The sequence below is a fragment of the Klebsiella grimontii genome, from assembly GCF_900200035.1.
Classification (GTDB): Bacteria; Pseudomonadota; Gammaproteobacteria; order Enterobacterales; family Enterobacteriaceae; genus Klebsiella; species Klebsiella grimontii.
This window is the reverse complement of sequence record NZ_FZTC01000019.1, coordinates 529,286-553,380: the sequence shown is the minus strand read 5'-3', so window position 1 is coordinate 553,380 and position 24,095 is coordinate 529,286. Positions and strand designations below refer to the sequence as shown.

Below are 24,095 nucleotides of genomic sequence, written 5' to 3'. Positions count from 1 at the left end.
TGCGAAAACGGCAGAAAGTGACGTTGTCACCGATAGGCTATGCCCGCCGGGCGGGCATAGCGTCAGGGGTTAACGGTAGAGCGGTTTATCGGCGACCGCGCAGGGGAGCTGCGCCTGCCAGCGCGCCAGCGTCTCTTGCGCCAGCTGGCCCAGAGCCTGATAAAAAGGATTTTCCGCCCCGGCGATAAACACGCTCAGAAAGCGCCCCGACCACGGGAGAAGATGCCAGGCCAGCAGCTGGTTAAATGCCTCATCCTGAGCGGATTCACAAAGCCAGGCCGCCAGCAGCAGCAGCGTCCCGAAGTGGTCTTCCGGCTCGGCTCGGCGCTCAGACAGGCTGATGCCGGTTGCCCGCATCCACTCGCGCAGCGCCAGCGTCGAGTCGCCGAACAGCACGCTTTCTTTGTCCAGCCAGACGGAGCCCCACGGCGGCGCGGGCAGCGCCCACGGGCCGATAAACAGCCGCTGCCAGGCTTCCGCCAGCGGTTCATCGCTTGCGATAGCGAACTGTGCCGCCAGGCCGTCCGCGACCGGCCAGGGCCACTGACTCTGCCAGCTGCCGTCGCGCAGGGCCGCGATTAGCGGAGCCACCTGCTCGCTATCCGGAGCAAAAGAAAACAGCGCGCCCAGCGTACGGGCGCTGAGTGCGACGGCGTCGCGGTCTTGCGCTTGCATCATACCTATTCCTTAACAGCAGAGGGTGCCGCGGCACCCGTTGATTAACCAGCAATCGCCGTACCGACGGTCATATGTAGGCCATAAAACAGGCCGCGACCGATAAACTCGCCGAGTAATACCAGGATCAGTCCGAGCAGCAGGCTGGCGATGCGCGGGTTTTTCTTTCTTGCCAGCGGGCAGATCCAGCAGCCAAGGCCCAGCGTCAAAAATACTAAACGCAGGATTTGTAGCCAGCCGTAGTTTGGCAGCAGGGCGCTGGCCTGCTGCACGGAGCTGCGGATCTCCGCCAGTTCGCTGTTCTGCAAAATGACCACCGCCAGGCTTGCCAGCAGCGCAAGGACGCTCATCGACGCGAAGAGGGTGCCGTTAAAAGGCACGTTGGCTACCCGCAGCAGCAGGGCGGCGAAAAGCGGCCCGCACAGCACCATCGTCAGAAAGAAGGCGGCGGTGGTGTAGGCATTATACCAGGTCGGCACGGTATCAATTTGATAGACCAGGGTCATCTCAAGGACGAACAGGCAGCCGAGCAGCATGGTGAGCAGGAGCCAGGCTTTGGCCAGCATATTCGGCATTTTGCCGAGTATCGTCAGCAGCCACCAGAAACCCCCCACGGCGAAAAACAGCGCGCCGCTGGCAATTTCGTTACTTAACGCCGATGCGCCTACCCGGTTAAGCGAGTTAAACGCCCGCAGCGGCGAGCCGAGGTGGATGATTGACGCCAGAAAGCCAATCCCCATCACCAGCCAGATAAAAAACATGCCGCGCACCAGGCGCTGGCGGGCTTCGGAGTTGTTATTCAGCGAAAGCCAGCCCAGCCCGCTGACGATAATCGCCCCTGCAACGCTTTGCCCCAGCACCGTAAACAGCACCAGCGGCCATTCATGCCATCCATTTCCCACGTTACACCTCCTTCGGGTTGGCCAGATAGCCGGTGGTATCACCCGTCGGACGGCTGTTGGCGTTAGGTTTAATCACAATGCTCGGTTTAGTGAAGTGCGCGGACGGCAGCGGCGCGACGGCGGCAAGCTGGCCGTGCTTTTCGCGCAGCTCTTCGATGGGGCCAAAGTCGAGCGCCCGCAGCGGGCAGGATTCGACGCAAATCGGCTTTTTATCGTCAGCAACACGGTCGTAGCAGCCGTCGCATTTGGTCATGTGGCCTTTCGCCGCGTTGTACTGCGGCGCGCCGTACGGGCAGGCCATATGGCAGTAGCGACAGCCGATGCATACCTCTTCGTTCACCACCACAAAGCCATCATCGCGCTTATGCATGGCGCCGCTGGGGCACACTTTAGTACAGGCCGGGTCTTCGCAGTGGTTGCAGGCAATGGAAAGGTAATAGGCGAAAACGTTTTGATTCCACACGCCGTTATCTTCCTGCCAGTCGCCGCCCGCGTATTCGTAAATGCGGCGAAAGCTGACGTCAGGCGTTAAGTTTTTATAATCCTTACAGGCCAGCTCGCAGGTCTTACAGCCGGTGCAGCGGGCGGAATCGATAAAAAATCCATACTGAGCGCTCATGGTTTACTCCTTAAACCTTCTCGATTTCGACCAGATTGGTGTGCTGGGGATTGCCTTTCGCCAGCGGCGAAGGACGATGCGTCGTGAGAGTATTGATACAGGAGCCGCGATCGATGCGATCGCCGTTCATATTGGCGTCATGCCAGGCGCCCTGGCCCATCGCCGATACGCCGGGCATGATGCGCGGGGTCACCTTAGCCGGAATGCGCAGTTCGCCGCGGGCGTTGAATACGCGCACCATATCGCCATTTTTAATCCCGCGCTTCTCGGCATCCAGCGGGTTAAGCCATACCTCCTGGCGGCAGGCGGCCTGTAACACATCGATGTTGCCGTAGCTGGAGTGGGTGCGCGCCTTATAGTGGAAGCCGAACATTTGCAGCGGGAATTTCTCGCGCAGCGGGTCGTCCCAGCCTTCGAAAGTCGACGCGTATACCGGTAATGGACTGATGGTTTCGTCCTTTTCCAACTGCCATTTGCCGGCGATATCCGCCAGACGGCTGGAGTAGATCTCGATTTTACCCGATGGGGTTTTTAGCGGGTTGGCGACAGGGTCTTTGCGGAAGTCGCGATAGGCGACAAAGTGGCCGTTGGGGTCTTTACGCTTATAAATCCCCATCTTTTTCAGTTCGTCGTAGCTCGGTAGCGCCGGGTCTTTCGCCAGCATTTTCGCGTACAGATGCTGCAGCCACTGCTCCTGGGTACGGCCTTCGGTAAACTTCTGGTGGATATCATCGCCAAGGCGCTTTGCGACTTCGCTGAGGATCCAGTAGATCGGCTTGCGCTCGAATTTAGCGGAGGTGACCGGCTGAATAAAGATGAGATAGCCCATATTGCCGGCGTAGTCGTTGGGAATAATATCTTCCTGCTCGACGGTCATCAGGTCCGGCAGCAGAATATCGGCGTATTTGGCCGATGAGGTCATAAAGTTGTCGATAACCACGATCGTTTCGCACTTGCTTTCATCCTGCAGGATATCGTGGGTTTATTGATATCAGAGTGCTGGTTGATGATGGTGTTGCCGGCGTAGTTCCAGATGAATTTAATCGGCACGTCCAGCTTCTCTTTGCCGCGCACGCCGTCGCGGGTCGCGGTCATTTCTGCGCCGCGATCGATGGCGTCGGTCCAGCTGAAGCAGGAGATCTGCGTTTTCACCGGGTTTTCCGGCAGCGGCATGCGTTCGATGGTAATGGTGTAAGTTGACTCGCGCGCGCCGCTGTTGCCGCCGTTAATCCCCACGTTACCGGTCAAAATAGGCAGCATGGCGATCGCCCGGGAGGTCAGTTCGCCATTAGCCTGACGCTGCGGTCCCCACCCCTGGCAGATGTAGGCCGGTTTTGCGGCGCCAATTTCGCGCGCAAGCTTAATGATGCGATCCGCCGGAATGCCGGTGATGCGTGACGCCCACTGGGGCGTTTTGGCGGTAGCATCGTCGCCCTGGCCGAGAATATACGCTTTGTAGTGTCCGTTGGCCGGGGCCCCTTCCGGCAGCGTTTTCTCGTCGTAGCCGACGCAGTAGGTATCAAGGAACGGCTGGTCGACCAGGTTTTCGTCGATCAAAACCCAGGCGATACCGGCCACCAGCGCCGCATCCGTACCCGGACGAATCGGGATCCATTCGTCCTCGCGCCCGGCGGCGGTGTCGGTATAGCGCGGATCGATAACGATCATCCGCGCATTAGAGCGCTCGCGCGCCTGTTCGAGATAGTAGGTGATCCCGCCGCCGCTCATGCGCGTTTCCGCCGGGTTATTGCCGAACATCACCACCAGTTTGCTGTTTTCAATATCGGAGGTGCTGTTGCCGTCATTGCTGCCGTAGGTATAGGGCATCGCGCAGGAAATCTGCGCCGTACTATAGGTACCGTAGTGGCTTAAAAAACCGCCGTAGCAGTTCATCAGACGCGCCACCAGCGAGGCGTAAGGGGAGGAGCGGGTGATATTGCCGCCGACAATCCCGGAAGAGTAGTTAATGTAGACCGCTTCGTTGCCGTATTTTGCCACCACGTTTTTCAGGCTGGCGGCGATGGCGTCCAGCGCCTCGTCCCAGCTGATACGTTCGAACTTGCCTTCCCCGCGTTTGCCGACGCGTTTCATCGGGTAGTTGAGGCGGTCGGGGTGGTTAATACGACGACGAATAGAACGCCCGCGCAGGCAGGCGCGCACCTGGTGATCGCCATAGCTGTCCGTGCCGGTATTGTCGGTTTCGACCCAGACCACTTCGTCATCGCGAACGTGTGAACGCAGCGCGCAGCGGCTGCCGCAGTTGACCGAACAGGCGCCCCAGACGATCCGTTCCTCGCCGTGGGTCGCTTCTTGTACAGCGGCGGCGGCGCGGCGCAGGCTGAAAGGCAGGGATAAACCGCCGGCCGCGAGAGCCAGCGAGCCGAGGGCGGATGATTTAATTAGCGTTCGACGGCTAAGGCCGCCGGTATGTTCCTGGTTAGACATAGCTCACTCCATGATTTTGTTATAATGGCGTAATGCCAACGCCTGCGTAAGGTCGGCGTGGAGAGTGAGGGATCATACTTAAAATGGAGTAGAGAGATCTTATCCCTGGTCAACCGAGGGATAAGACTTCTCCAGTCATGCGGCGAGGTTACTGCGCGCCGCTGTCGCGGGTGTAGATGATTTTAAAGGTATCGTTGGCGCAGTGGCCGACAACCTGCGCGCCGGGCTGATCGGGCTGGTCGTTCGGGACAATGGTCAGGCTGAAGCCCGATTCCGGGACGCCGTTGTTGATGATTTTCTGCTGAATATCGCTTTTTACCCGCTCGCAGGAATCCGGCGCCGCGAAAGCAGCTGTCGAACCCAGTAGCAGAGCCGTACATAGCCAGGGTGATAGTTTCATCATAAACTCCTTATTAACGTTATCCAAAGTTAAGCATAGCAGAAGTGGTGTAAACAATTGTATTTGCTAATATGATTGCACTATGCACAAAAGGAATCGCGCGTGAAAAAACGGTTTTTGCTGCTGTTGGCAGTTGGGGCGCTTAGCGCCTGTGATGAAAAGGGCGCGCCGCAGGCCTTCACCCCGGAAATGGCCAGCTTTTCTAACGAATTTGAGTTCGATCCGCTGCGCGGGCCGGTAAAAGCGTTTAGCCAGACGCTGTATGACGAACATGACCAGGTGGTGAAGTGGGTCAAAGGGCGTTTGTCCAGTGAAGGGTGCTTCGACCTGCTGGCGTTTGAGGATCTGGAGAACAAAACCGGCGCGGCGCTGGTGCTGGACGCGAACTACTACCTGGATGCGCAAAGCCACGAAAAGCGCCTGCGGGTGCAGGGCAAATGCCAGCTGGCGGAAATGCCCTTGGCGGGCGTGTCGTGGGAAACCGATGAGCACGGGTTCGTCGTCACCGCTCGCGGTAAAGAAAGCACCGCGACATACCGCTACGACAGAGAAGGCTACCCGCTGGGCAAAACGACGACCGCCAAAGGGGAACGTTTTACGGTGGCCTCAACGCCATCATCCGATCCGCGCAAAAAAATGGACTACACCGCAGTGAGCACCTTCAATGACCGCACGCTGGGCAACATCAGCCAGACCTGCGATTACGACCGCCACGACAACCCGGTAAGCTGTGAGCTTCAGGTGGTTGACGACAGCGTGCAGCCTTCGCTAACCCGGCACTACACCATCAAAAGCACCATTGAATATTATTGAGCCGTAGGTTTCAGCAGCGTCTGGCCCGGCGTTTTATGCTCGGCCAGGTATTGGTGCTGAAACAGGCACATACGGATGGTATTGCGGTATTCGCCGTTAATAAAGAATTCATGAATCAGCTCGCCTTCTACCATAAAGCCGAGCTTGCGGTAGATGTGGATCGCTTTTTCATTTTCTTTATCGACGATGAGGTACAGCTTATACAGGTTGAGCACCATAAAACCGTAGTCCATCGCCAGCTTTGCGGCGCGGGTGGCCAGGCCTTTTCCCTGATAATCAGGCGAGATAATAATCTGAAACTCGGCGCGGCGGTGCACATGGTTGATTTCAACCAGTTCCACCAGTCCGGCCTTTTCACCAGCGCATTCAATGACAAAGCGGCGTTCGCTCTGATCGTGAATGTGTTTGTCGTACAGGTCGGACAGTTCGACAAAGGCTTCATAGGGTTCTTCAAACCAGTAACGCATAACGCTGGCATTGTTGTCGAGCTGGTGGACAAAGCGCAGGTCTTCGCGCTCGAGCGGACGGAGTTTGACGTGAGATGCGTCAGTCATGGAAATACCTGTGAGTGATTGCGGAGCTTTATAGGTTGTGGCGCCCGCGGGCGCCATACATTACGGGGTAATGGTGCGTCCGGTGCGGCGGTCAAGGCAGCGCAGGGTGTTAGGTTCCCAGTAGGCGTTGACGTTCGCGCTCTTCTGGCAGTTATCCTGGGCGTCAAAAGCCACGTCGGCTTTATCCCACTCTTTTTCAGCACGGGTGTTGACCTTCTGGCGTAAAGAGCGGGTGTCGTTCCACTGCTCTTTTTCCATTGCGGCCTGCTGGCGGCTCTGGGCGCTGTCGCCGGACTCAATCACCAGCTTGTCGGTTTTGGCAAATGACGAGGCGGTAAAGACCATCGCGCTCAGCGCCAGCAGAGCGGTCAGGCACCAGCGTTTATTCAGTGTTGTGTTCATCACGATTTCCTTTAAGTGATTCCCTCGGACTAAGTTTACTACATCTCCTTTCGACGGCATACCCGACAAAACGGAGTAAACGACGGCCATTATTGCGTAGAATGCGTTAACGCTTGCTCAACTCACGACGCTTTATATGTTAAAAACGACGCTGCTTTTCTTTGCCACCGCGCTGTGCGAAATCATTGGCTGCTATCTTCCCTGGCTATGGTTAAAACGCGGGGCCACGCCGTTACTATTGATTCTGGCCGCCGCTGCGCTGGCGCTTTTTGTCTGGCTACTGAGCCTGCACCCGGAGGCAAGCGGACGGGTGTATGCCGCTTACGGTGGGGTATATGTCTGCACCGCGCTGCTGTGGCTGCGCTTTATCGATGGCGTCAAACTCAGCCACTATGATTGGGCCGGCGCGCTGGTTGCGCTGTGCGGCATGCTGATAATCGTAGCCGGCTGGGGACGCGCATAGACCTTTTTTACTGCATGGCGTCGGGATAGGCGGCGCCAGCATACCCCTGTGCGGTAAGGCATTCGCGTTCACGTTCTCTGTTTATTCCTCCTTTCTGTCCGGCGAGATAGTGTGATCTGTCGCGTCTTTTTCGATCGTTATACTTGTATGGTAGTAGGTCTGATGGTTTAATTTTACCCACTAACCGCATAGAAGTAAGGAATGAGAAATGAAGATCGTTGCCGCTGAAGTTTTCGTCACCTGTCCGGGGCGCAACTTCGTCACCCTTAAAGTCACCACCGATGACGGTATTGTCGGTCTGGGTGACGCGACGCTAAATGGTCGCGAGCTGTCCGTCGCATCCTATCTGCGGGATCACCTCTGTCCGCAACTGATTGGTCGCGATGCGCATCGCATTGAGGATATCTGGCAGTTTTTCTACAAGGGCGCCTACTGGCGTCGTGGTCCGGTCACGATGTCGGCGATTTCCGCCATCGATATGGCGCTCTGGGATATTAAGGCGAAAGCCGCAGGCATGCCGCTATACCAACTGCTGGGCGGGGCTTCGCGGGAAGGGGTGATGGTTTACTGCCACACCACGGGTCACTCCATCGATGAAGTCCTGGACGACTACGCTCGCCATAAAGAGATGGGGTTTAAAGCGATTCGCGTGCAGTGCGGCGTGCCGGGAATGAAGACCACCTACGGGATGGCGAAAGGTAAAGGCCAGGCCTACGAACCGGCAACCAAAGGTCAATGGCCGGAAGAGCAGCTGTGGTCTACCGAGAAGTATCTCGATTTTACGCCACAGCTGTTTGCCGCCGTACGCGAAAAATTTGGCTTTAACGAGCATCTGCTGCATGACATGCATCACCGCCTGACGCCGATTGAAGCGGCGCGTTTTGGCAAGAGTATCGAAGATTACCGCCTGTTCTGGATGGAGGATCCGACCCCGGCGGAGAATCAGGAGTGCTTCCGGTTAATTCGCCAGCATACCGTCACGCCGATTGCCGTCGGCGAAGTCTTCAACAGCATTTGGGACTGTAAACAGCTGATTGAAGAGCAGCTGATCGACTATATCCGCACCACCATTACCCACGCGGGCGGGATTACGGGGATGCGTCGGATCGCCGATTTTGCCTCGCTTTATCAGGTACGCACCGGCTCGCACGGGCCGTCCGATCTGTCTCCAGTCTGCATGGCGGCCGCGCTGCATTTCGACCAGTGGGTGCCGAATTTTGGCGTCCAGGAATATATGGGCTATTCCGAACAGATGCTGGAAGTCTTCCCGCACAGCTGGACGTTTGATAACGGCTATATGCATCCGGGGGAAAAGCCGGGGCTGGGTATCGAGTTTGATGAAAAACTGGCCGCGAAATATCCCTATGAACCGGCTTATCTGCCGGTCGCGCGTCTGGAAGACGGTACGCTGTGGAACTGGTAAAAAAGGAAGCCAAAATGAAAAGTATTGTGATTCGTCAGCCCAATGAACTGGTGATTGAAGAGCGGCCGATCCCGCAGCCTGCCGCGGGCGAAGTGCGGGTAAAAATTAAGCTGGCGGGAATATGCGGTTCCGATAGCCATATTTATCGCGGGCACAATCCGTTTGCCAAATACCCGCGCGTCATTGGCCATGAATTTTTTGGCGTCATTGACGCCATCGGTGAAGGGGTGACCGACAAAGCCGTCGGCCAGCGGGTTAGCGTTGATCCGGTCATTAGCTGCGGTCATTGCTACCCTTGCTCGGTGGGCAAGCCGAACGTCTGTACCTCGCTGGTGGTGCTCGGTGTGCATCGCGACGGCGGCTTCAGCGAGTACGCGGTGGTGCCGGCGAAAAATGCCTGGCAGGTTCCGGACAACGTTTCGGACAGCCACGCGGTGATGATTGAGCCCTTTACCATCGCGGCTAACGTGACCGGGCACGTTTCGCCTACCGACCAGGATATCGCGCTGGTCTACGGCGCCGGGCCGATGGGCCTGACGACGATTCAGGTGCTGAAGCGGGTGTATCGCGTTAAGCAGGTTATCGTTGTCGATCGCATTGATGAACGCCTGCAGATGGCGCAGCGTAACGGCGCGGACTGGGTGATTAACAACAGCGATGAGCCTCTGGCGGAAACGCTGAAGGCGAAGGGGATACTGCCGACGCTGATTATCGATGCCGCCTGTCATCCCGCTATTCTCCAGGAGGCGGTCAACCTGGCCTCCCCGGCAGCGAGAATTGTATTGATGGGATTCTCCACGGAACCTTCCCAGGTTGCGCAGCAGGGGATTACCGGGAAAGAGCTTTCTATTTTCTCCTCGCGTCTTAACGCCAATAAATTCCCGGTCGTCATCAAGTGGCTGGAACAAGGTTTAATTAATCCGGAGGAGTTGATTACTCACCAATTTGCGTATCAACAGGTTATCGATGCGCTGGAGCTTTTTGAAAATGACAGGAAACGGTGCTGTAAGGTTTTATTAACCTTCAGCTAATAACAACAGGTGCGGACTCTGTATTCTACAATTAGAGATAATCATTATGACTACCGTAAAAAATGAGAGAACCACTTCCGATCTCATTCGTGCAGCCGTATCTGGTTGGTTAGGCACTGCACTGGAGTTTATGGATTTCCAGCTCTATTCCCTCGGGGCGGCGCTGGTTTTCCATGAAATATTTTTCCCGGAACAATCCGCCGCGATGGCCTTGATTCTGGCAATGGGAACCTACGGCGCGGGATATATCGCGCGAATCGTCGGCGCCTTTATTTTTGGTAAAATGGGCGACAGTATTGGGCGCAAAAAGGTCCTGTTTATTACCATCACCATGATGGGGATCTGTACGACCCTCATTGGCGTACTGCCAACCTATGCTCAGGTCGGTATTTTAGCGCCGGTGTTGCTTGTAACCTTACGTATTATTCAGGGGCTTGGCGCAGGCGCAGAAATATCAGGCGCCGGTACCATGCTGGCGGAATATGCGCCGAAAGGTAAGCGCGGGATTATCTCTTCGCTGGTGGCGATGGGCACCAACTGCGGCACCTTAAGCGCCACGGCTATCTGGGCGGTCATGTTCTTCGTGCTCGATCGCGAGCAGCTCGTCGCGTGGGGATGGCGAATCCCGTTCCTGGCCAGCGCAGTGGTGATGATTTTTGCCATCTGGCTGCGTCTTAATCTGAAAGAGAGCCCGGTCTTTGAGCAGGTTAGCGAAGACAGCGGCCTACAGAATGAGATGGCAACGCAGGAAGGGACCTTTAGCGCCATGCTAAAAAGTAAATCCTTCTGGCTGGCGACGGGTCTGCGCTTCGGACAGGCCGGAAATTCAGGGTTATTGCAAACGTTCCTCGCGGGCTATCTGGTGCAAACCTTACTGTTTGATAAGGCAATTCCTACCGATGCGTTAATGATCAGCTCTGTTATTGGCTTTATTACCATTCCATTCCTCGGATGGCTGTCAGATAAGGTGGGGCGTCGCATACCGTATATTATCGTCAATATTTCAGCCATTATTCTGGCCTGGCCAATGCTGTCGATTATTGTGGATAAGAGCTACAGCGCGAGCACTATTATGGCGTCATTGATCGTCATTCATAATATTGCGGTGTTAGGGCTGTTTGCGCTGGAAAATATCACCATGGCGGAAATGTTCGGTTCGCGTAACCGCTTTACCCGCATGGCAATTTCAAAAGAGGCGGGTGGCCTCGTCGCCGTAGGATTTGGCCCGGTGCTGGCCGGTATTTTCTGTAATATGACCGGTTCCTGGATGCCGATTGTGATTATGCTGGTGTGCTATTCCATTATTGGCTTAATTTCCGCGATCCTGATGCCTGAAGTCCGCGACCGCGATCTGAGCCTGCTGAATGATGCCGCAGGCTGCGCGCCAAAGCCTAAAAGTGTCCGCAGCGGGCAATATATTTAAAACGCATCAAGTCCGCACCCTAAGATGATAGCCGTAAACAGGAAACTGCCGGGCTTTTAGCCCGGCAGTTTTACCTCTTTTGCCAGCGGTTATTGCGAAAATCTAGCCATCCAGCTTCTTGTATGGTAGTTGATGAATATCAAAGATGTCATACCAATTGCGTGAGATGGTTTATATCCACCCCCTCCGTGGGAAATCAGAAATCATAACTATGAGAGCCATCATGGAAAATATGCTTTTAACAGCTAACGCCACGCTGCCGGCATACGATCGCAACCGCCTTATTCCGCGTATCGTTCATTTGGGCTTTGGCGCATTTCACCGCGCTCACCAGGCCGTATACGCCGATATTCTGGCGACAGAACACGGCAGCGACTGGGGCTATACCGAAGTGAACCTGATCGGCGGCGAGCAGCAGATCGCCGATCTCCAGAAGCAGGATTTACTTTATACCGTCGCTGAAATGTCAGCGGATGCCTGGACCGCCCGCGTGGTTGGCGTGGTCAAGCAGGCGATGCACGCCCAGGTCGATGGTCTGGAGAGCGTGCTGGCAAAAATGTGCGAGCCGCAGGTCGCGATTGTGTCATTGACCATTACCGAAAAAGGCTACTGCCACTCTCCGGCCAGCGGTGAGCTGCAGTTGGATCACCCGCTGATTGCGGCCGATTTACAAAATCCCCGGCAACCGAAATCCGCGCCCGGCGTCGTAGTCGAAGCCCTGGCTCGACGCAAAGCGGCAGGGCTGCCGGCCTTCAGCGTGATGTCCTGCGACAATATGCCGGAAAATGGCCACGTCATGCGTAATGTCATCTGCGCCTATGCTCGCGCCGTTGATGCTGATTTGGCCGAATGGATTACGCGCAACGTCACGTTCCCCTCGACTATGGTTGACCGTATCGTTCCGGCAGTGACTGCCGATACGCTGGATAAAATTGCACAGCTCACCGGCGTGCGTGACCCGGCAGCAGTCGCCTGCGAGCCGTTTCGCCAGTGGGTCATCGAAGACAACTTTGTCGCCGGGCGTCCGCAGTGGGAAAAAGCCGGCGCCGAGCTGGTGTCGGACGTGCTGCCGTTTGAAGAGATGAAGCTGCGCATGCTTAACGGCAGCCACTCTTTTCTGGCTTATCTGGGGTATCTGGCTGGCTATCAGCATATTAATGACTGCATGCAGGACGAAAACTATCGCCGCGCCGCGCATACGCTGATGCTGGCTGAACAGGCGCCGACGCTGAGCGTGAAGGGTGTGGATTTGGCACGCTATGCCGGACTTCTGATTGAGCGCTATAGCAATCCGGCGCTCAAACATCGTACCTGGCAGATCGCCATGGACGGCAGTCAGAAACTGCCGCAGCGGATGCTGGATTCGATTCGCTGGCACCTGGCGGATGGCGGCGACTTTCCTCTGCTGGCGATGGGCGTCGCGGGCTGGATGCGCTATGTGAGCGGGGTGGATGACCAGGGGCAGGCGATTGAAATCTCCGATCCTATGCTGCCGGTGATTACGCAAACCGTTCAGAACAGCGAAGACGGCGAAGAACGCGTACGGGCGCTGCTGGGTATTGAGGCTATTTTTGGTTTGAGCCTGCCCAAGGAGAGCCGTTTCGTCAACGCGGTGGTTCGCGCTTATTTATCGCTGCAAGCGCACGGCGCAAAAGCTACCGTAGCGGCCTGGGCTCAGGCAAATTAATCTATTTCGCCCGCGTGCCGCCGATCCCGGCGGCTCTGCCATCGCGCTTTATCAGTGGGCGCTTTACCCGCCTGAAAATATTTCCCGTCTGGAATAAACTTTGATCCAGATCGTTGAATATACATAACTTTATCTAACAACAGTTAAGTATAAATAAGTGGAATTTATTTTAATCAATTAAATATTTATCTGAGTGATTATTCGTTCTCCTGCTGCAGTAAATATGGCATGATGAGTTAACCTACTAAGTTTCCTCAGAAAAAAGGAGAACGGACTATGTACAAAAAAATTTTGCTACCCGTAGACGTTTTTGAAATGGATTTAAGCGATAAGGCGGTTCGCCATGCCGAGTTTTTAGCATCAGCGGATGAAGGGGAAATTACGCTGCTCAACGTTCTGCCGAACAGCAGCAGCTCGATTTTACGCGGTTTTGCCGCCGATATCCGTAAGTTTGAAGCCTATATGCGCGAAGAGTCAGAGAAAAAGATGAAGACCCTATCCCGTCTGTTCTCGATACCCGCCGGGCGGATTCATTCCAGAGTGGTATTTGGCAACGTGCGCGATGAAATCCTGGCCATGAGCAGCAATGAGGAATTTGACGTTATTGTTATTGGTTCCCGTAAACCGGGTATATCAACTCATCTTCTTGGTTCAAACGCGGAGTCGATTTTACGTCACGCCAAAATACCGGTTCTGGTGGTCAGATAGTCCGCATAATAAACCCAGAGCGGCAGACCGTATATTCTGCCGCGACGCATTTTATTCCTCGCTAAACCAGTCGCTATTTTCCTGACGTACCAGCAGCACGGATTCGCTAATTTCTTGCAGATGTAAGCTCATCGCTTTTTCCACCGCGTCCGGGTCACGGGCGACCAGCGGCTGGAAAATATCGTAATGCTGACGCAGCATCATATCGGGAGGAGTCACATGATCGAGGCTCATATAGCGCACCCGGTCGATGGTAGCTTTAATATTTTCGACGGTATCCCAGGCTAACTGGCAGTCGGCGATTTGCGAGAGCTTCTGGTGAAATTCGTCATCCAGCTGGAAAAAATCGGTTAACTGCTGGCGTTCGACCGCCGTACGCTGCTGATTTAGATTTTGCTCAAGCTGGTAGAGCTGTTCATCGTTCACCATCCCGGCGGCGCGCCGCACCACGGCGCATTCAATGGCCTGGCGGACAAAACAGCCGTTGCGCACCTGCGAGAGAGAGATCTTATTCACGTAGCTCCCGCGCTGCGGGCGGATCTGGATCAAACCGTTCTCGGCCAGTTTAATAAAGGCTTCGCGAACCGGTTGACGAGAAACATCAAAGCGCACGGAGACTTCCTTCTCCGAAAGCGGGGTGCCTGGCGGGATCAGACAATGGACGATATCCCGACGAAGGATACGATAAATTTGCTGATTGACGGGCTGTGTCGGATTCAGTTGTGCTTCTGCGGCCATGGATAATTACTTTTTTATGAGGTATTTGCGCTATTTTACGTGTTTTTTCTCTTTCAGCCCAGACCCGGCCTGCTGGCCGGGTCACAGAGCTTAGCCCTGGCGGTGAACGTTCAGCCCGGCAAAAGTTTGGCTGACCGGCATGAGTTCCAGGGTGTTGATGTTGACGTGTTTTGGCAGGGTCGCGACCCACCAGACCGCTTCGGTCACGTCCTCCGGCGTCAGGGCCTGGGTATTTTCGTAAGCTTTCTCGGCTTTAGCGTCATCGCCTTTAAAGCGCACGTTGGAGAATTCGGTGCCGCCAACCAGGCCGGGTTCAATATCGGTCACGCGAAGGGCGGTGCCGTGAAGGTCGGTACGAAGATTGAGGCTGAACTGGCGCACAAAAGCTTTGGTCGCACCGTAGACGTTACCGCCGGCATAAGGCCAGGCGCCGGCGACCGAACCAATATTGATAATATGGCCGCGGTTACGTTCAACCATCCCCGGCAGGACGGCGCGGGTCATATAAACCAGCCCTTTATTATTGGTATCAATCATGTCTTCCCAGTCTTCAAGGCTGGCTTTATGCGCGGGCTCAAGACCCAGCGCCAGTCCGGCGTTATTGACCAGAATATCAATCGCCTGCCACTCGGCGGGCAGCCCGGCGATCGTCTCTTCAATGGCTGCGCGATTGCGTACGTCCAGTTGGGCGGTATAAAGGTTGTCGCCCAGCTCATCTTTCAACGTTTTCAGGCGCTCTTCGCGGCGCCCGGTGGCAATCACTTTGTGACCGTTAGCGATAAAACGGCGAGTAATACTTTCCCCAAAACCCGCTGTTGCTCCGGTAACCAGAATAATCATCTTACTGTTCCTCAACGCTTTTTGTGTCTTCATACCATAGCACGCGATCCCGGTGGCGGGTAATGGAAATCATCGGGCAAAGGAGGCCGATCGCGGCGGTTAACAGAGTAATCATTGCGGTCAATCAATGAGTTGCCTAATCTTACAGAATAATCGTATTCAGGAGATGAAGATGTCGGAGAACAATCCTTTTTTCAGCGTCAGCCTGCTGCCTTATCAGGCGCCGCGTTTCGATGTGATTGACGTGAGTCATTACCGTCCGGCCTTCGACGAGGGCGTTCGCCGCCAGCGCGCGGAGATTGCCGCCATCGTTAATCACCCCCAGCCGGCTGATTTTGCCAACACGCTGGAGGCCCTGGAGCAGAGCGGCCAGCTGCTGGCGCGGGTGACGAACGTCTTTTTCGCGATGGCGGGAGCGGAGACCAACCCGACTATTCAGGCGCTTGATGAGCAGTTTTCCGCCGAGCTGGCGGAACTGGCGAATGATATCTGGCTTAACGATGCGCTTTTTCAGCGGGTGAAGCGAGTGTGGGAGCAGCGGGATTCGCTCTCTCTGGATAGCGAATCCCGGCGTTTGCTGGAGGTGACCTGGCAACGTTTTACCCTTGCGGGCGCGATGCTTGAGGATGAGCAAAAAGCGGCGCTTCGCGCGCTGAATACCGAAGCGGCAGCGCTGCAAAGCCAGTTTCAGCAGCGCCTGCTGGCGGCGGTAAAATCTGGCGGTCTGGTGGTGGAGGATGTCCATCAGCTCGCGGGACTTAGCGACGAGGAGATAAGCGCAGCGGCAGAGGCCGCGCAGGATAAGGGATTAAGCGGTCGCTGGCTGCTGCCTTTACTCAATACCACCCAGCAGCCCGCGCTGCTCTCGCTGCAGGAGAGGCAGACGCGAGAGAACTTGTTTGCGGCCGGTTGGACGCGCAATCAGAAGGGCGATGCGAATGATACCCGCGAGCTGGTGCTGCGGCTGGCGGAAATTCGCGCGCGTAAAGCGCAGCTGCTGGGCGCGGACGACTTTGCCAGTTGGTCAATGGCCGATCAGATGGCGGGAGCGCCGGGGGAGGCGTTTGCCTTTATGCGACGAATCGCCCCGGCGGCAAGGGCGCGGGCCGAGCAGGAGCTGGCGGAAATCCAGCAGGTTATTGATAATGAAGGGGGCGATTTCCGCGCGGCGGCCTGGGACTGGCTCTATTACGCCGAGCAGGTGCGCAGGGCGAAATTTGCCATCGATGAAGCGCAGTTAAAACCCTATTTTGCCCTCGACCGCGTCCTGCGCGATGGCGTGTTCTGGACGGCGACACAGTTGTTCGGTATTCGCTTTATCGAACGATTCGATATTCCGGTTTATCACCCTGACGTACAGGTATGGGAAATTATCGACGCTAACGGCGAGGGGATCGCGCTGTTCTACGGCGACTACTTCTCGCGGGATAGTAAAAGCGGCGGGGCATGGATGGGCGTGTTTGTCGAACAATCGACCCTGCGAGCGCAGCATCCGGTTATCTACAACGTCTGTAACTATCAGAAACCCAAAGCCGGACACAGCGCGCTGCTTTCCTGGGATGAGGTCATCACTTTATTCCACGAATTTGGTCATACCCTGCACGGCCTGTTTGCCAGCCAGAAGTATGCCAGCCTGTCAGGAACCAATACCCCGCGCGATTTTGTGGAGTTTCCTTCGCAAATTTATGAACATTGGGCCAGCGAGCCGCAGGTGTTTGCCCACTATGCGCGGCATCATCAAACCGGGGAAGCTATGCCGGAAGCGCTGCGCGACAGCATGTTCCGCGCGGCGAAGTTTAATAAAGGCTACGATATGAGCGAACTGCTCGCGGCGGCGCTGCTGGATATGCGCTGGCACAGCGTGACGGTGGATAAGCTACCCGAGGACGTGGATGCGTTTGAAGCCGCGGCCCTGCACGCGGAGAGTATGGATCTTGCCGCGGTGCCGCCACGCTATCGCAGCAGCTACTTCTCGCATATTTTCGGCGGCGGCTACGCCGCGGGTTATTACGCTTACCTGTGGACGCAGATGCTAGCGGACGACGGCTACCAGTGGTTCGTTGAGCAGGGTGGTTTAAGCCGTGAAAACGGCCAGCGCTTCCGCGAAGCGATTTTGTCTCGCGGCAATAGCACTGATTTAGCTGAACTTTATCGCCAGTGGCGCGGACACGATCCGCAGATTGAGCCGATGCTGGAAAACCGCGGGCTGAGTTAGTCGAGCGTTTTGACGAGTAGAAGAAGACCGGGCACAGCGCCCGGTTTTATGTGTGTTTTTTCCCGAAAAGGAATGCTCAGACTCGTCAGGATTTGCGAGGTTACTCTGCAGCAGTGCCCGGGCATGCCCGGCACGCATTTGCATTTTACACTGCGGGTGAGGTTGCTCACCTGCGAACCGTATGCAAGAGCTGCAGGTGAGCAATTTGCTATGGAGGCAGTACCATAGCAGCGAAATTTTATCCTCGCGCTGCGGGCAAAACCATTAAACAGTTAAGCGCTGAGAATATTTAGGACTTACCTTACTTATGACATCAAGGCGTTACGCCTGCCATCAAGATTGGCAGAAGGAACCTGGAGTAGGGAAGCGTTCGCCCCCTCAACTCGGCAAAACCTCTGTTTTGCGGGACAGCCGTTAAGAGCGGATGGTTCAATATGATTTCTGCGCTAACGTTTCGCGAAAAGTGCAAAAATAGCCAATCGAGGCGGTGAGACAAAGCATATAACCGAATGATTCGCAGCCTTCCTCTACGACGTTTTTTACCACCCGAACGTAACCGCCATCGAGAATGGCCAGCCATAAGGCTTGCATGCCGAAGAGTCGGGAGAAGACCAGAATAGCCAACAGGCCGCTGATTAATAGGCCGTACGAGGGGGTACGAGTATATTGTGCTAGCTGGTGCAGGGTCTGACGATAATGAATAACTGGATGAATTAAGGCTAAAAGAGCTGCAATCAGCGCAAACCATACCCAGCTACCGTGAGCAATGAGATCAAAAAGGGCGTCCAGTTCGCGAATTAGCATGGCAAGGAAAAAACCGCCAACCAGAATATTACAGTAGCGCATGGCTTTATACCTCCTGGCAAGCAGGAAATGAATAAATACGATGGCTGTTAAAACGGACTCCTGCACAATTTCGGTCAGTGATAGTTCCGAAATATTATAATCCCAAAAGTATATATCGACCCATAGGCTAAGTACCACAAATGCGCTGGCGCAAGCCGCACCAAGAAAGGAGAGTAAGCTTTTAAATATAGTCATCAACATCACCAAATTTGTTTTTGGCTACGAGGATAAATGATGCGAATCTAAATGCTGTTCACTTTGTGCTGTATAATAACCCTGGTTTTAACACATGATGCGAATTAGCTTATTCTGAGGAATTTAATTTACGGAGATAGAGCGATCGCGCGCAGGAGCGTATATAAATATTGCGTTTAGCTCAGCGCTGCAATTAATTTCGCCTCCTGGGTTTCGGCGCTACCGGTTAGCCACCGCCCGGCGGAGATATGGGGCAGATGTTGAAAACGGGTGGGTCATAAGTCTCAAACCGGGCGCGGAGCCCGGTTTGGTTCACTGTATGTTGTTACACTTTAAGCAGTTTTACCGTGGCCTCAATATCAATCTCATCTTCCGAGAAAATGAGGGTGCTCCCCTGGAAGGTGGTGATAGCCAGCTTTTTCACCGAGCGCATTTCGCCGGGCTTCGCGGCGGATTTTGGCCTGATATTTCCCATCAACAGGCCCACGGAGAGTACCGCATTCTCTTTATCAATGCGGGCATCGGCGGGCTCTTCCTCGCTGTATACCAGGAAAGATTTGATCGACGTAAGCTTAATCCGCTCGCCTGCAATATAGATATATTTGCTTTCCGGCAGGACTTTCACCGCGTAAGCTGACAAACCCTTGTTATTCGTGGTGGGTTCGAACGTGACAGCCGCATCTTTTTTAATCAGTTCAGGGTTGGCAACTTTAATCACATGAAAATAGCGATTATCGCCGTTTTCATCTTTGATAAATCCAAAACCTTTATCTTTAAACCATGTTGTGATCGTTCCGTTCATCGCCGTTACCGCCTGGTTAATCGTTTATCTACTCAATTTTTGCCGCGGGTAGCGTAAAGCACAATGCCCGCATAGACTACGCCTGAATCTCCGGTCTGCGGAGGCCCGCGTTGCTTACCACATCAAATCATCGGGAACTTTAAAATCAGCATACGGATCGTCTTCGTCCTGCTCTTCCGCACTCAGCGCGCTGTTTAAAACAATGCTGCTGGCGTCGCGCTGGGCGATTTTATCCGCTACGCTCGCCGGGATAATCGCGTATTGGCTCTCACCGTCATTATCACCAGCCAGACGGGCAATGGCGAGACGACCGCTAATCAGCTGCGCCTGGGTCAGTTTATCCACGGCGATTTTTTTAATAAAGTTGTTATCCGTGAAGTTAAAATCAATATTGCCTTTGGATATATCGATTTTATTCATTTCAATAAGCTGCTTAACCTGCGCTTTATACTCTTTCGATAGCGCGGCCTGCTTTTGTTGCTCACTAAGCTGCTTATCTCGCTCAAGCTGCGCTTTTTTATTCTCTTCCACCGCCTCTCTGGCTTCACGGGCCTGAACGCGGGATTTTTTCGCCGTTCTCTGAACTTTGGCCATTTTTTTGCTGGTCACGAGTCCGGCTTTTAGCATCTGCTCTTGTAAGGTGAGTTTTGTCATCTTGGTATCTGAATCCGCTGAATAATGAGTGAGATTATACCTGCAAATGTCGGGTATGTACCATGCGGTATGGTTTGCTTGTTATGAAGTGCATAAAAATTCTCTTTTTTTGCTATTTATTTGCTATAAATGCACTTTGCGTAATTGATTATGGAGGTTGGTGATGATTGTCAGAACCTGGCACGGCTGTGTTCCCGTGGCGTTTGGCGATGCGTTTGCGCTTCATCTGCAGGCGACAGGCGTGCAACATTCTCGGGGCATCACCGGCAACGCGGGGGCGTTTGTCAGGCGGGAAACGCAGGGGGAGTGGGAACATTTTTTTCCGGCCACGTACTGGAATAATCTGGATGCCGTCATCGCCTTTGCCGGTGAAGACTATCACGTGGCGGTAACCTATGCGGATGATGAGCGGTATCAGCTGCTCTCCGACCCGTACGTTTTTCAGTTTGAGGTTGCTGACGTTGTGGCGATTTGAGTTGGCTTATGCATAAGGGGGGGCTTGAGGTTCAAAAATTAAGGCCCAAAGGGCCTTATAGGTTATTTCCTTCCCGCCAGCAAGCCAATCACCAGCCCGATGGCGCCGGCCGCCAGCAGCCCGGTTAGGGGATTTTCCCTGACGCGCTCAGAGACCTCTGAAACGGCATCCGAAGCCTGAGCGGCGTATTTCCGGGCCGCGCCTTTTAGCTGATGTTTCGGCGAATCAACCGCATCACCAAATTGCTGCTGGGCTTCCCCGGCAAATTCATTCACTTTATTACCGACTTTGTCGGCCAGATTCTGCGCGTCGTTTTCATAATCTTGTGATGACATGGGAGTCTCCTTTCGTTTGACTTATTTAAGTCTAGTGGCTGACAGGCGAAGTACCAATGCTCAGCCTGCGGTATAGCCCACTCCAGGAATTTTCTACAACGTTTGGGATATAAACCAGGCTGCTGTTTCGACCTCAGAAGCGCTAAGTTGATTGCGCAAAAACCTGGCCAGAATGAGTAGCAGCCCCATTATTTCAATTGATTAAGTTAATTCCTGGCGATAAGATCCGCAAACGCCGTTGCGGGAAAGGTGGCGATTCATAAATAAGAACTATTGATATTCACAATTCCTCTTTTTTCCTTCATCATTTGTCAGCTTTTGCTACTAATAATCAGCGCTTAGCGCAGCATAAGAAAGAAATTTTTTAACTCAAGGCCGGTATGAACTATAAGAATGTACTGAAGAACGCGATATGGCTTGCTCCCCTGGCGATCCTGAGTCTGCAAACGCCTGCGTGGGCCGCAGATGCCAGCAAAACGGCGACCTGTCGGACGGCGCCGCCAGCGGTGGACAAAGACGGTGTGCCGTTACCGCCCGTTGTGGGCAAAGAGGGCGCTCAGCCGGTCTCTGCTAAAGACAAGTCCGGCCACAGCGGCTCAACGGCCAACTGCCAGCCCAAGGCCATCGACAATTAATCATTGACCTCAACCCGGGAGGGACATGGTGCACCCGTTAATTAAGGTGATGCTGGTTGGAGGGAAGGGCGACGGCCTGATGGTTAGCGTTGCCGATAACGCGACGGAGGTTTCCGTGACCCCTGCGCAGTACGGTGCGAAATCCGGCCAGCCGCTGAGCTACAGGATCGTGTCGCAAACCATTGATGATGAATGCTATTTTTTTGGCGTTTTCAACGAGAGCCATGAGGATACGGACAAACTCAAACGCGTGGCGCTAACCCGCGGTATGAAAAAATTCTTCAGTTGAGCCGGTGCCGGGCGGCGATCTGTCGTCCGGTCGGATCATATTTCGTTTTTCTTGTGCCTCCGACACCGTAGCGCAAAACGCTTTTCTCAGTTTCGGGAATCTATGATTAACCATATCCGGATAAAAAATTTCAGATCGGTCAGGGATATTGAGCTGGAACTCGGGGCGCTGAATATCGTCTTTGGCCCCAACGGCTGCGGTAAATCCAATATCTACAAAGCCATCCACCTGTTAACCGCCTGCGCCGACGGGAAGTTCTCCGGCTATATCAGCGATGAGGGCGGTCTGGAAAATATCATGTGGTGCGGGCCGAGCGCACCGACCGACCGCTTTCCGCGACGGTTGCAGATTGGCTGTCTGACCGATGAGTTTGACTACCAGCTGCAGGTGGGTTTTCCGGAAAAACTGCCTTATCCCACCCAGTTTCAGCTGGATCCGATCGTTAAAGAGGAGTCGATCTGGCTGGCGGGATTTTCCCGACGCCCGTCATCGCGCGTGCTGGAGCGTAAAAATCAGGCCGCGTTCCTGGTCGACGTCAACGGGGAGCGCAGCACCTTTACCGACGCGATTTACGAGAACGAATCGATTTTTGGCCAGTTGGGCGAGCCGCATCGCTTTCCGGAAGTCTCGCGGGTCAGGGAAACCATGCGCCGCTGGCGCTTTTATCACGAATTCAATATCGGCAGGCTCTCGCCGCTGCGCCATCCGACGGTCGGCTATCGCTCGCCGGTGCTCGACAGCGATGGACACAACCTCGCCGCCGCCTTTCAGACCATCGTGGAAATTGGCGCCGAAGAGCTGCTGCATGAGATCCTCGGCGAAGCCTTTCCGGAGTGCACCTTCTACTGTGAAAACGAAAACTCGCGTTTCTCGGTAAAGATGCGCCGCAACGGCGTCTGGCGGCCTTTACTGGCGGCGGAGATGTCCGACGGCACCCTGCGCTTCCTGTGCCTGGCGGTGGCGTTGTTGAGCCCGCGTCCTCCGGCATTTCTGGCCATTAACGAGCCGGAAAACAGCCTGCATCGCCAGATGTTTCCCGCGCTGGCCCGGCTCATTGTCGAAGCTTCGCGCTATAGCCAAATCTGGTTGACCAGCCACTCCGCCGAGCTGGCGGAGCTAATTTCGTCCATGGCGCAAGCACGACTTTACGGGCTGGAAAATCGCGACGGGGAAACGCGGATCGCCGACTAGCGGCACGGGCCTAATCCGGCCCGGAAACGAATCGCCGCCGGAGGCTTTCCGGCGGCCTGGTGTTATGCCGTGGCCGGCAGCAGCGTTTTGCTGCCTTTCAGGGTAAACAGCGAAATAACGGTAAAGCTCAGGGTGATACAGCCCAGGATCAGATAAGCCTGATGGAAGCCGACGGTATCATACATCCGTCCTACCCACGCCGAGAGCACCACGCCTGAAAGCTGTTTCGATAAATTAAAGCCGATCAGGAACAGCGTCGCCGAGAGTTTTGGGTTAAATGCCGAGGAGATATATTTAAAGGTGCCGACCAGCAGGAACGGGATCTCAAACATATGCAGCATTTTTAATATAATGACTTCCACCGCCGAGGTGGCGAAAGACGAGCCTAAAATTCGCACTGACATAATCAACCCGGCAATTAACAGGGCATTCTTGGCGCCAATTCGGTTAATAATCGCCGGCGCGCAGAACATGATCAGCGCATTGAGTAATTCCCCTCCGGTGGTCACGAAGCCAAAGACTTCGGTGCCGCGCTGTGGGCTGGAGAAGAAGCCTTTAAAAAAGTTGGCGAACTGCTGGTCGAAAACGTCATAGACGCTGGCGACGCCAACCACGTAAATAATAAAGCCCCAGAAGCGCGGCATCCGCAAAAGCTCGGCGGCGGTACGCATTGAGAAGGCCTGACGGTTGGCGCCCAGGGCGTCAATAACCTCAGCGCTATTGCTGCTCTCCGGTTTTGAGACCCACAGCAGCACGCCGAGGATCAGCGCGAAACCGGAGGCGATCCAGAAGGTAATATTGGGGTCGATACTAAACAAAATACCGGTGATGGAGGCGCACAGCGCCCAGCCGACGCAGCCTGAGACGCGCACTTTACCGTATTCAAAACGGTTGGCGCGGCTGACGCGTTCAATATAGGCTTCTACCGCCCCGGAGCCGCTGGAGAAAACGATTCCCAGATATACTCCGCCCACCAGCGCGCCCGCGATGATATTCATCTGCAGCAATGGCGAGAAAACAAAAATAAAGAAGGGGGCAAACAGGATTAATAAAATCGTAATCGTCCACAGCAGATGCTTGCGCAGGCCGAGCTTATCGGAAATCAGGCCAAATACCGGCTGGAAAATGATGGCGAATAGCGAAATGGAGGAGAAGACGATCCCCGTCTCGGTTTTGGTTAAATGGTTAACTTCCGCCAGCCACACCGGAAAAAAAGGAAAGTAGGCTGACATAATGAAATAATAAAAGAAAAAGAACAGCATGAAATAAAAAAAGTTATGCCGTTCTCGTGGCGCGAGTTCAGAGAGTTTCATTGTGAATATTCCATATTATTAT

General features: G+C 54.6%; 25 protein-coding genes and 1 pseudogene. 12 read left to right on the top strand and 14 right to left on the bottom strand.

What is annotated here, in order from left to right:
• Nucleotides 1-69: 69 nt before the first annotated feature.
• From dmsD to KOSB73_RS17370, 5 genes and pseudogenes are all read right to left on the bottom strand, one after another.
• Nucleotides 70-678 carry a Tat proofreading chaperone DmsD gene (gene dmsD, locus KOSB73_RS17390; RefSeq protein WP_004135636.1) on the bottom strand — a complete coding sequence of 203 codons (609 nt, stop codon included), beginning with the start codon at nucleotides 676-678 and terminating at the stop codon, nucleotides 70-72.
• Nucleotides 679-719: 41 nt separating this feature from the next.
• Nucleotides 720-1,577 carry a DmsC/YnfH family molybdoenzyme membrane anchor subunit gene (locus KOSB73_RS17385; RefSeq protein WP_098140745.1) on the bottom strand — a complete coding sequence of 286 codons (858 nt, stop codon included), beginning with the start codon at nucleotides 1,575-1,577 and terminating at the stop codon, nucleotides 720-722.
• A gap of 1 nt (nucleotide 1,578) precedes the next feature.
• Complete coding sequence (locus KOSB73_RS17380) at nucleotides 1,579-2,196, bottom strand: DMSO/selenate family reductase complex B subunit (RefSeq protein WP_049103351.1); 618 nt, start codon at nucleotides 2,194-2,196, stop codon at nucleotides 1,579-1,581.
• A gap of 10 nt (nucleotides 2,197-2,206) precedes the next feature.
• Nucleotides 2,207-4,641, bottom strand: a pseudogene (gene ynfE / locus KOSB73_RS17375) (selenate/tellurate reductase subunit YnfE).
• A 148-nt stretch (nucleotides 4,642-4,789) separates the two neighbouring features.
• Complete coding sequence (locus KOSB73_RS17370; protein WP_004135639.1) at nucleotides 4,790-5,041, bottom strand: DUF1161 domain-containing protein; 252 nt, start codon at nucleotides 5,039-5,041, stop codon at nucleotides 4,790-4,792.
• A 102-nt stretch (nucleotides 5,042-5,143) separates the two neighbouring features.
• Here KOSB73_RS17370 and KOSB73_RS17365 point away from each other — a divergent pair, with 102 nt between their 5' ends.
• Entirely contained in the window at nucleotides 5,144-5,854 is a 711-nt protein-coding gene (locus tag KOSB73_RS17365) for a YnfC family lipoprotein (RefSeq protein WP_098140744.1), read from the top strand.
• Here KOSB73_RS17365 and speG read toward each other — a convergent pair.
• Entirely contained in the window at nucleotides 5,848-6,408 is a 561-nt protein-coding gene (speG, locus tag KOSB73_RS17360; protein ID WP_024358037.1) for a spermidine N1-acetyltransferase, read from the bottom strand. The genes KOSB73_RS17365 and speG overlap by 7 nt on opposite strands.
• 60 nt (nucleotides 6,409-6,468) lie before the next feature.
• Complete coding sequence (locus tag KOSB73_RS17355) at nucleotides 6,469-6,810, bottom strand: DUF1283 family protein (protein ID WP_004135642.1); 342 nt, start codon at nucleotides 6,808-6,810, stop codon at nucleotides 6,469-6,471.
• A 136-nt stretch (nucleotides 6,811-6,946) separates the two neighbouring features.
• Here KOSB73_RS17355 and KOSB73_RS17350 point away from each other — a divergent pair, with 136 nt between their 5' ends.
• The 6 genes from KOSB73_RS17350 (at nucleotide 6,947) to KOSB73_RS17325 (ending at nucleotide 13,545) form a co-directional block, all read left to right on the top strand.
• Nucleotides 6,947-7,273 (top strand): YnfA family protein, encoded by a 327-nt coding sequence (locus KOSB73_RS17350; protein WP_098140743.1) that lies wholly within the window; start codon nucleotides 6,947-6,949, stop codon nucleotides 7,271-7,273.
• Between the two features lie 208 nt (nucleotides 7,274-7,481).
• Nucleotides 7,482-8,696 carry a starvation-sensing protein RspA gene (gene rspA, locus KOSB73_RS17345; RefSeq protein WP_098140742.1) on the top strand — a complete coding sequence of 405 codons (1,215 nt, stop codon included), beginning with the start codon at nucleotides 7,482-7,484 and terminating at the stop codon, nucleotides 8,694-8,696.
• A gap of 14 nt (nucleotides 8,697-8,710) precedes the next feature.
• Nucleotides 8,711-9,727, top strand: coding sequence for a Zn-dependent oxidoreductase (locus KOSB73_RS17340; protein ID WP_024358039.1), 1,017 nt, complete (start codon nucleotides 8,711-8,713; stop codon nucleotides 9,725-9,727).
• Between the two features lie 46 nt (nucleotides 9,728-9,773).
• Nucleotides 9,774-11,150, top strand: a complete 1,377-nt coding sequence (locus tag KOSB73_RS17335; protein ID WP_098140741.1) for an MFS transporter — start codon at nucleotides 9,774-9,776, stop codon at nucleotides 11,148-11,150.
• 223 nt (nucleotides 11,151-11,373) lie between these two features.
• A complete protein-coding gene (locus KOSB73_RS17330; RefSeq protein WP_024358040.1) occupies nucleotides 11,374-12,837 on the top strand; it encodes a mannitol dehydrogenase family protein in 1,464 nt (487 codons plus the stop codon).
• Between the two features lie 276 nt (nucleotides 12,838-13,113).
• On the top strand, nucleotides 13,114-13,545 hold the full coding sequence (locus tag KOSB73_RS17325) for a universal stress protein (RefSeq protein ID WP_004119728.1): 432 nt from the start codon (nucleotides 13,114-13,116) through the stop codon (nucleotides 13,543-13,545).
• A gap of 51 nt (nucleotides 13,546-13,596) precedes the next feature.
• Here the strand turns inward: KOSB73_RS17325 and KOSB73_RS17320 are convergent, their stop codons facing one another.
• Together KOSB73_RS17320 and ydfG are read right to left on the bottom strand one after the other, a co-directional pair.
• A complete protein-coding gene (locus tag KOSB73_RS17320) occupies nucleotides 13,597-14,283 on the bottom strand; it encodes a GntR family transcriptional regulator (RefSeq protein ID WP_004136262.1) in 687 nt (228 codons plus the stop codon).
• Between the two features lie 90 nt (nucleotides 14,284-14,373).
• A complete protein-coding gene (ydfG, locus tag KOSB73_RS17315) occupies nucleotides 14,374-15,123 on the bottom strand; it encodes a bifunctional NADP-dependent 3-hydroxy acid dehydrogenase/3-hydroxypropionate dehydrogenase YdfG (protein ID WP_004119732.1) in 750 nt (249 codons plus the stop codon).
• A gap of 172 nt (nucleotides 15,124-15,295) precedes the next feature.
• On the opposite strand from ydfG, the gene dcp reads away from it, so the two are divergent.
• Nucleotides 15,296-17,338 (top strand): peptidyl-dipeptidase Dcp, encoded by a 2,043-nt coding sequence (gene dcp, locus KOSB73_RS17310; RefSeq protein WP_098140740.1) that lies wholly within the window; start codon nucleotides 15,296-15,298, stop codon nucleotides 17,336-17,338.
• 429 nt (nucleotides 17,339-17,767) lie between these two features.
• On the opposite strand, the gene KOSB73_RS17305 is transcribed toward dcp, so the two are convergent.
• The 3 genes from KOSB73_RS17305 to KOSB73_RS17295 form a co-directional block, all read right to left on the bottom strand.
• Entirely contained in the window at nucleotides 17,768-18,379 is a 612-nt protein-coding gene (locus KOSB73_RS17305) for a transporter (protein ID WP_098140739.1), read from the bottom strand.
• Between the two features lie 325 nt (nucleotides 18,380-18,704).
• A complete protein-coding gene (locus KOSB73_RS17300; RefSeq protein WP_004136265.1) occupies nucleotides 18,705-19,181 on the bottom strand; it encodes a cold-shock protein in 477 nt (158 codons plus the stop codon).
• 114 nt (nucleotides 19,182-19,295) lie between these two features.
• Nucleotides 19,296-19,835: a DUF2058 domain-containing protein gene (locus KOSB73_RS17295; RefSeq protein ID WP_004136266.1), complete on the bottom strand. Its 540-nt coding sequence runs from the start codon at nucleotides 19,833-19,835 to the stop codon at nucleotides 19,296-19,298.
• A gap of 163 nt (nucleotides 19,836-19,998) precedes the next feature.
• Here KOSB73_RS17295 and KOSB73_RS17290 point away from each other — a divergent pair, with 163 nt between their 5' ends.
• Nucleotides 19,999-20,310 carry a hypothetical protein gene (locus KOSB73_RS17290; protein ID WP_098140738.1) on the top strand — a complete coding sequence of 104 codons (312 nt, stop codon included), beginning with the start codon at nucleotides 19,999-20,001 and terminating at the stop codon, nucleotides 20,308-20,310.
• Between the two features lie 62 nt (nucleotides 20,311-20,372).
• Here the strand turns inward: KOSB73_RS17290 and KOSB73_RS17285 are convergent, their stop codons facing one another.
• On the bottom strand, nucleotides 20,373-20,645 hold the full coding sequence (locus tag KOSB73_RS17285) for an ElaB/YgaM/YqjD family protein (protein ID WP_004136268.1): 273 nt from the start codon (nucleotides 20,643-20,645) through the stop codon (nucleotides 20,373-20,375).
• A 380-nt stretch (nucleotides 20,646-21,025) separates the two neighbouring features.
• Here KOSB73_RS17285 and KOSB73_RS17280 point away from each other — a divergent pair, with 380 nt between their 5' ends.
• The 3 genes from KOSB73_RS17280 to KOSB73_RS17270 all read left to right on the top strand — a co-directional run bounded on the left by KOSB73_RS17280 (nucleotide 21,026) and on the right by KOSB73_RS17270 (nucleotide 22,760).
• Complete coding sequence (locus KOSB73_RS17280; protein WP_004136271.1) at nucleotides 21,026-21,280, top strand: hypothetical protein; 255 nt, start codon at nucleotides 21,026-21,028, stop codon at nucleotides 21,278-21,280.
• A gap of 28 nt (nucleotides 21,281-21,308) precedes the next feature.
• Nucleotides 21,309-21,569, top strand: a complete 261-nt coding sequence (locus KOSB73_RS17275; RefSeq protein ID WP_004136273.1) for a hypothetical protein — start codon at nucleotides 21,309-21,311, stop codon at nucleotides 21,567-21,569.
• 102 nt (nucleotides 21,570-21,671) lie between these two features.
• The gene (locus KOSB73_RS17270) at nucleotides 21,672-22,760 is read left to right on the top strand and encodes an AAA family ATPase (RefSeq protein WP_049086495.1); all 1,089 of its coding nucleotides are present in this window, start codon (nucleotides 21,672-21,674) and stop codon (nucleotides 22,758-22,760) included.
• Between the two features lie 62 nt (nucleotides 22,761-22,822).
• Here KOSB73_RS17270 and KOSB73_RS17265 read toward each other — a convergent pair whose 3' ends face one another.
• Complete coding sequence (locus KOSB73_RS17265; RefSeq protein WP_024358042.1) at nucleotides 22,823-24,073, bottom strand: MFS transporter; 1,251 nt, start codon at nucleotides 24,071-24,073, stop codon at nucleotides 22,823-22,825.
• Nucleotides 24,074-24,095: the final 22 nt, after the last annotated feature.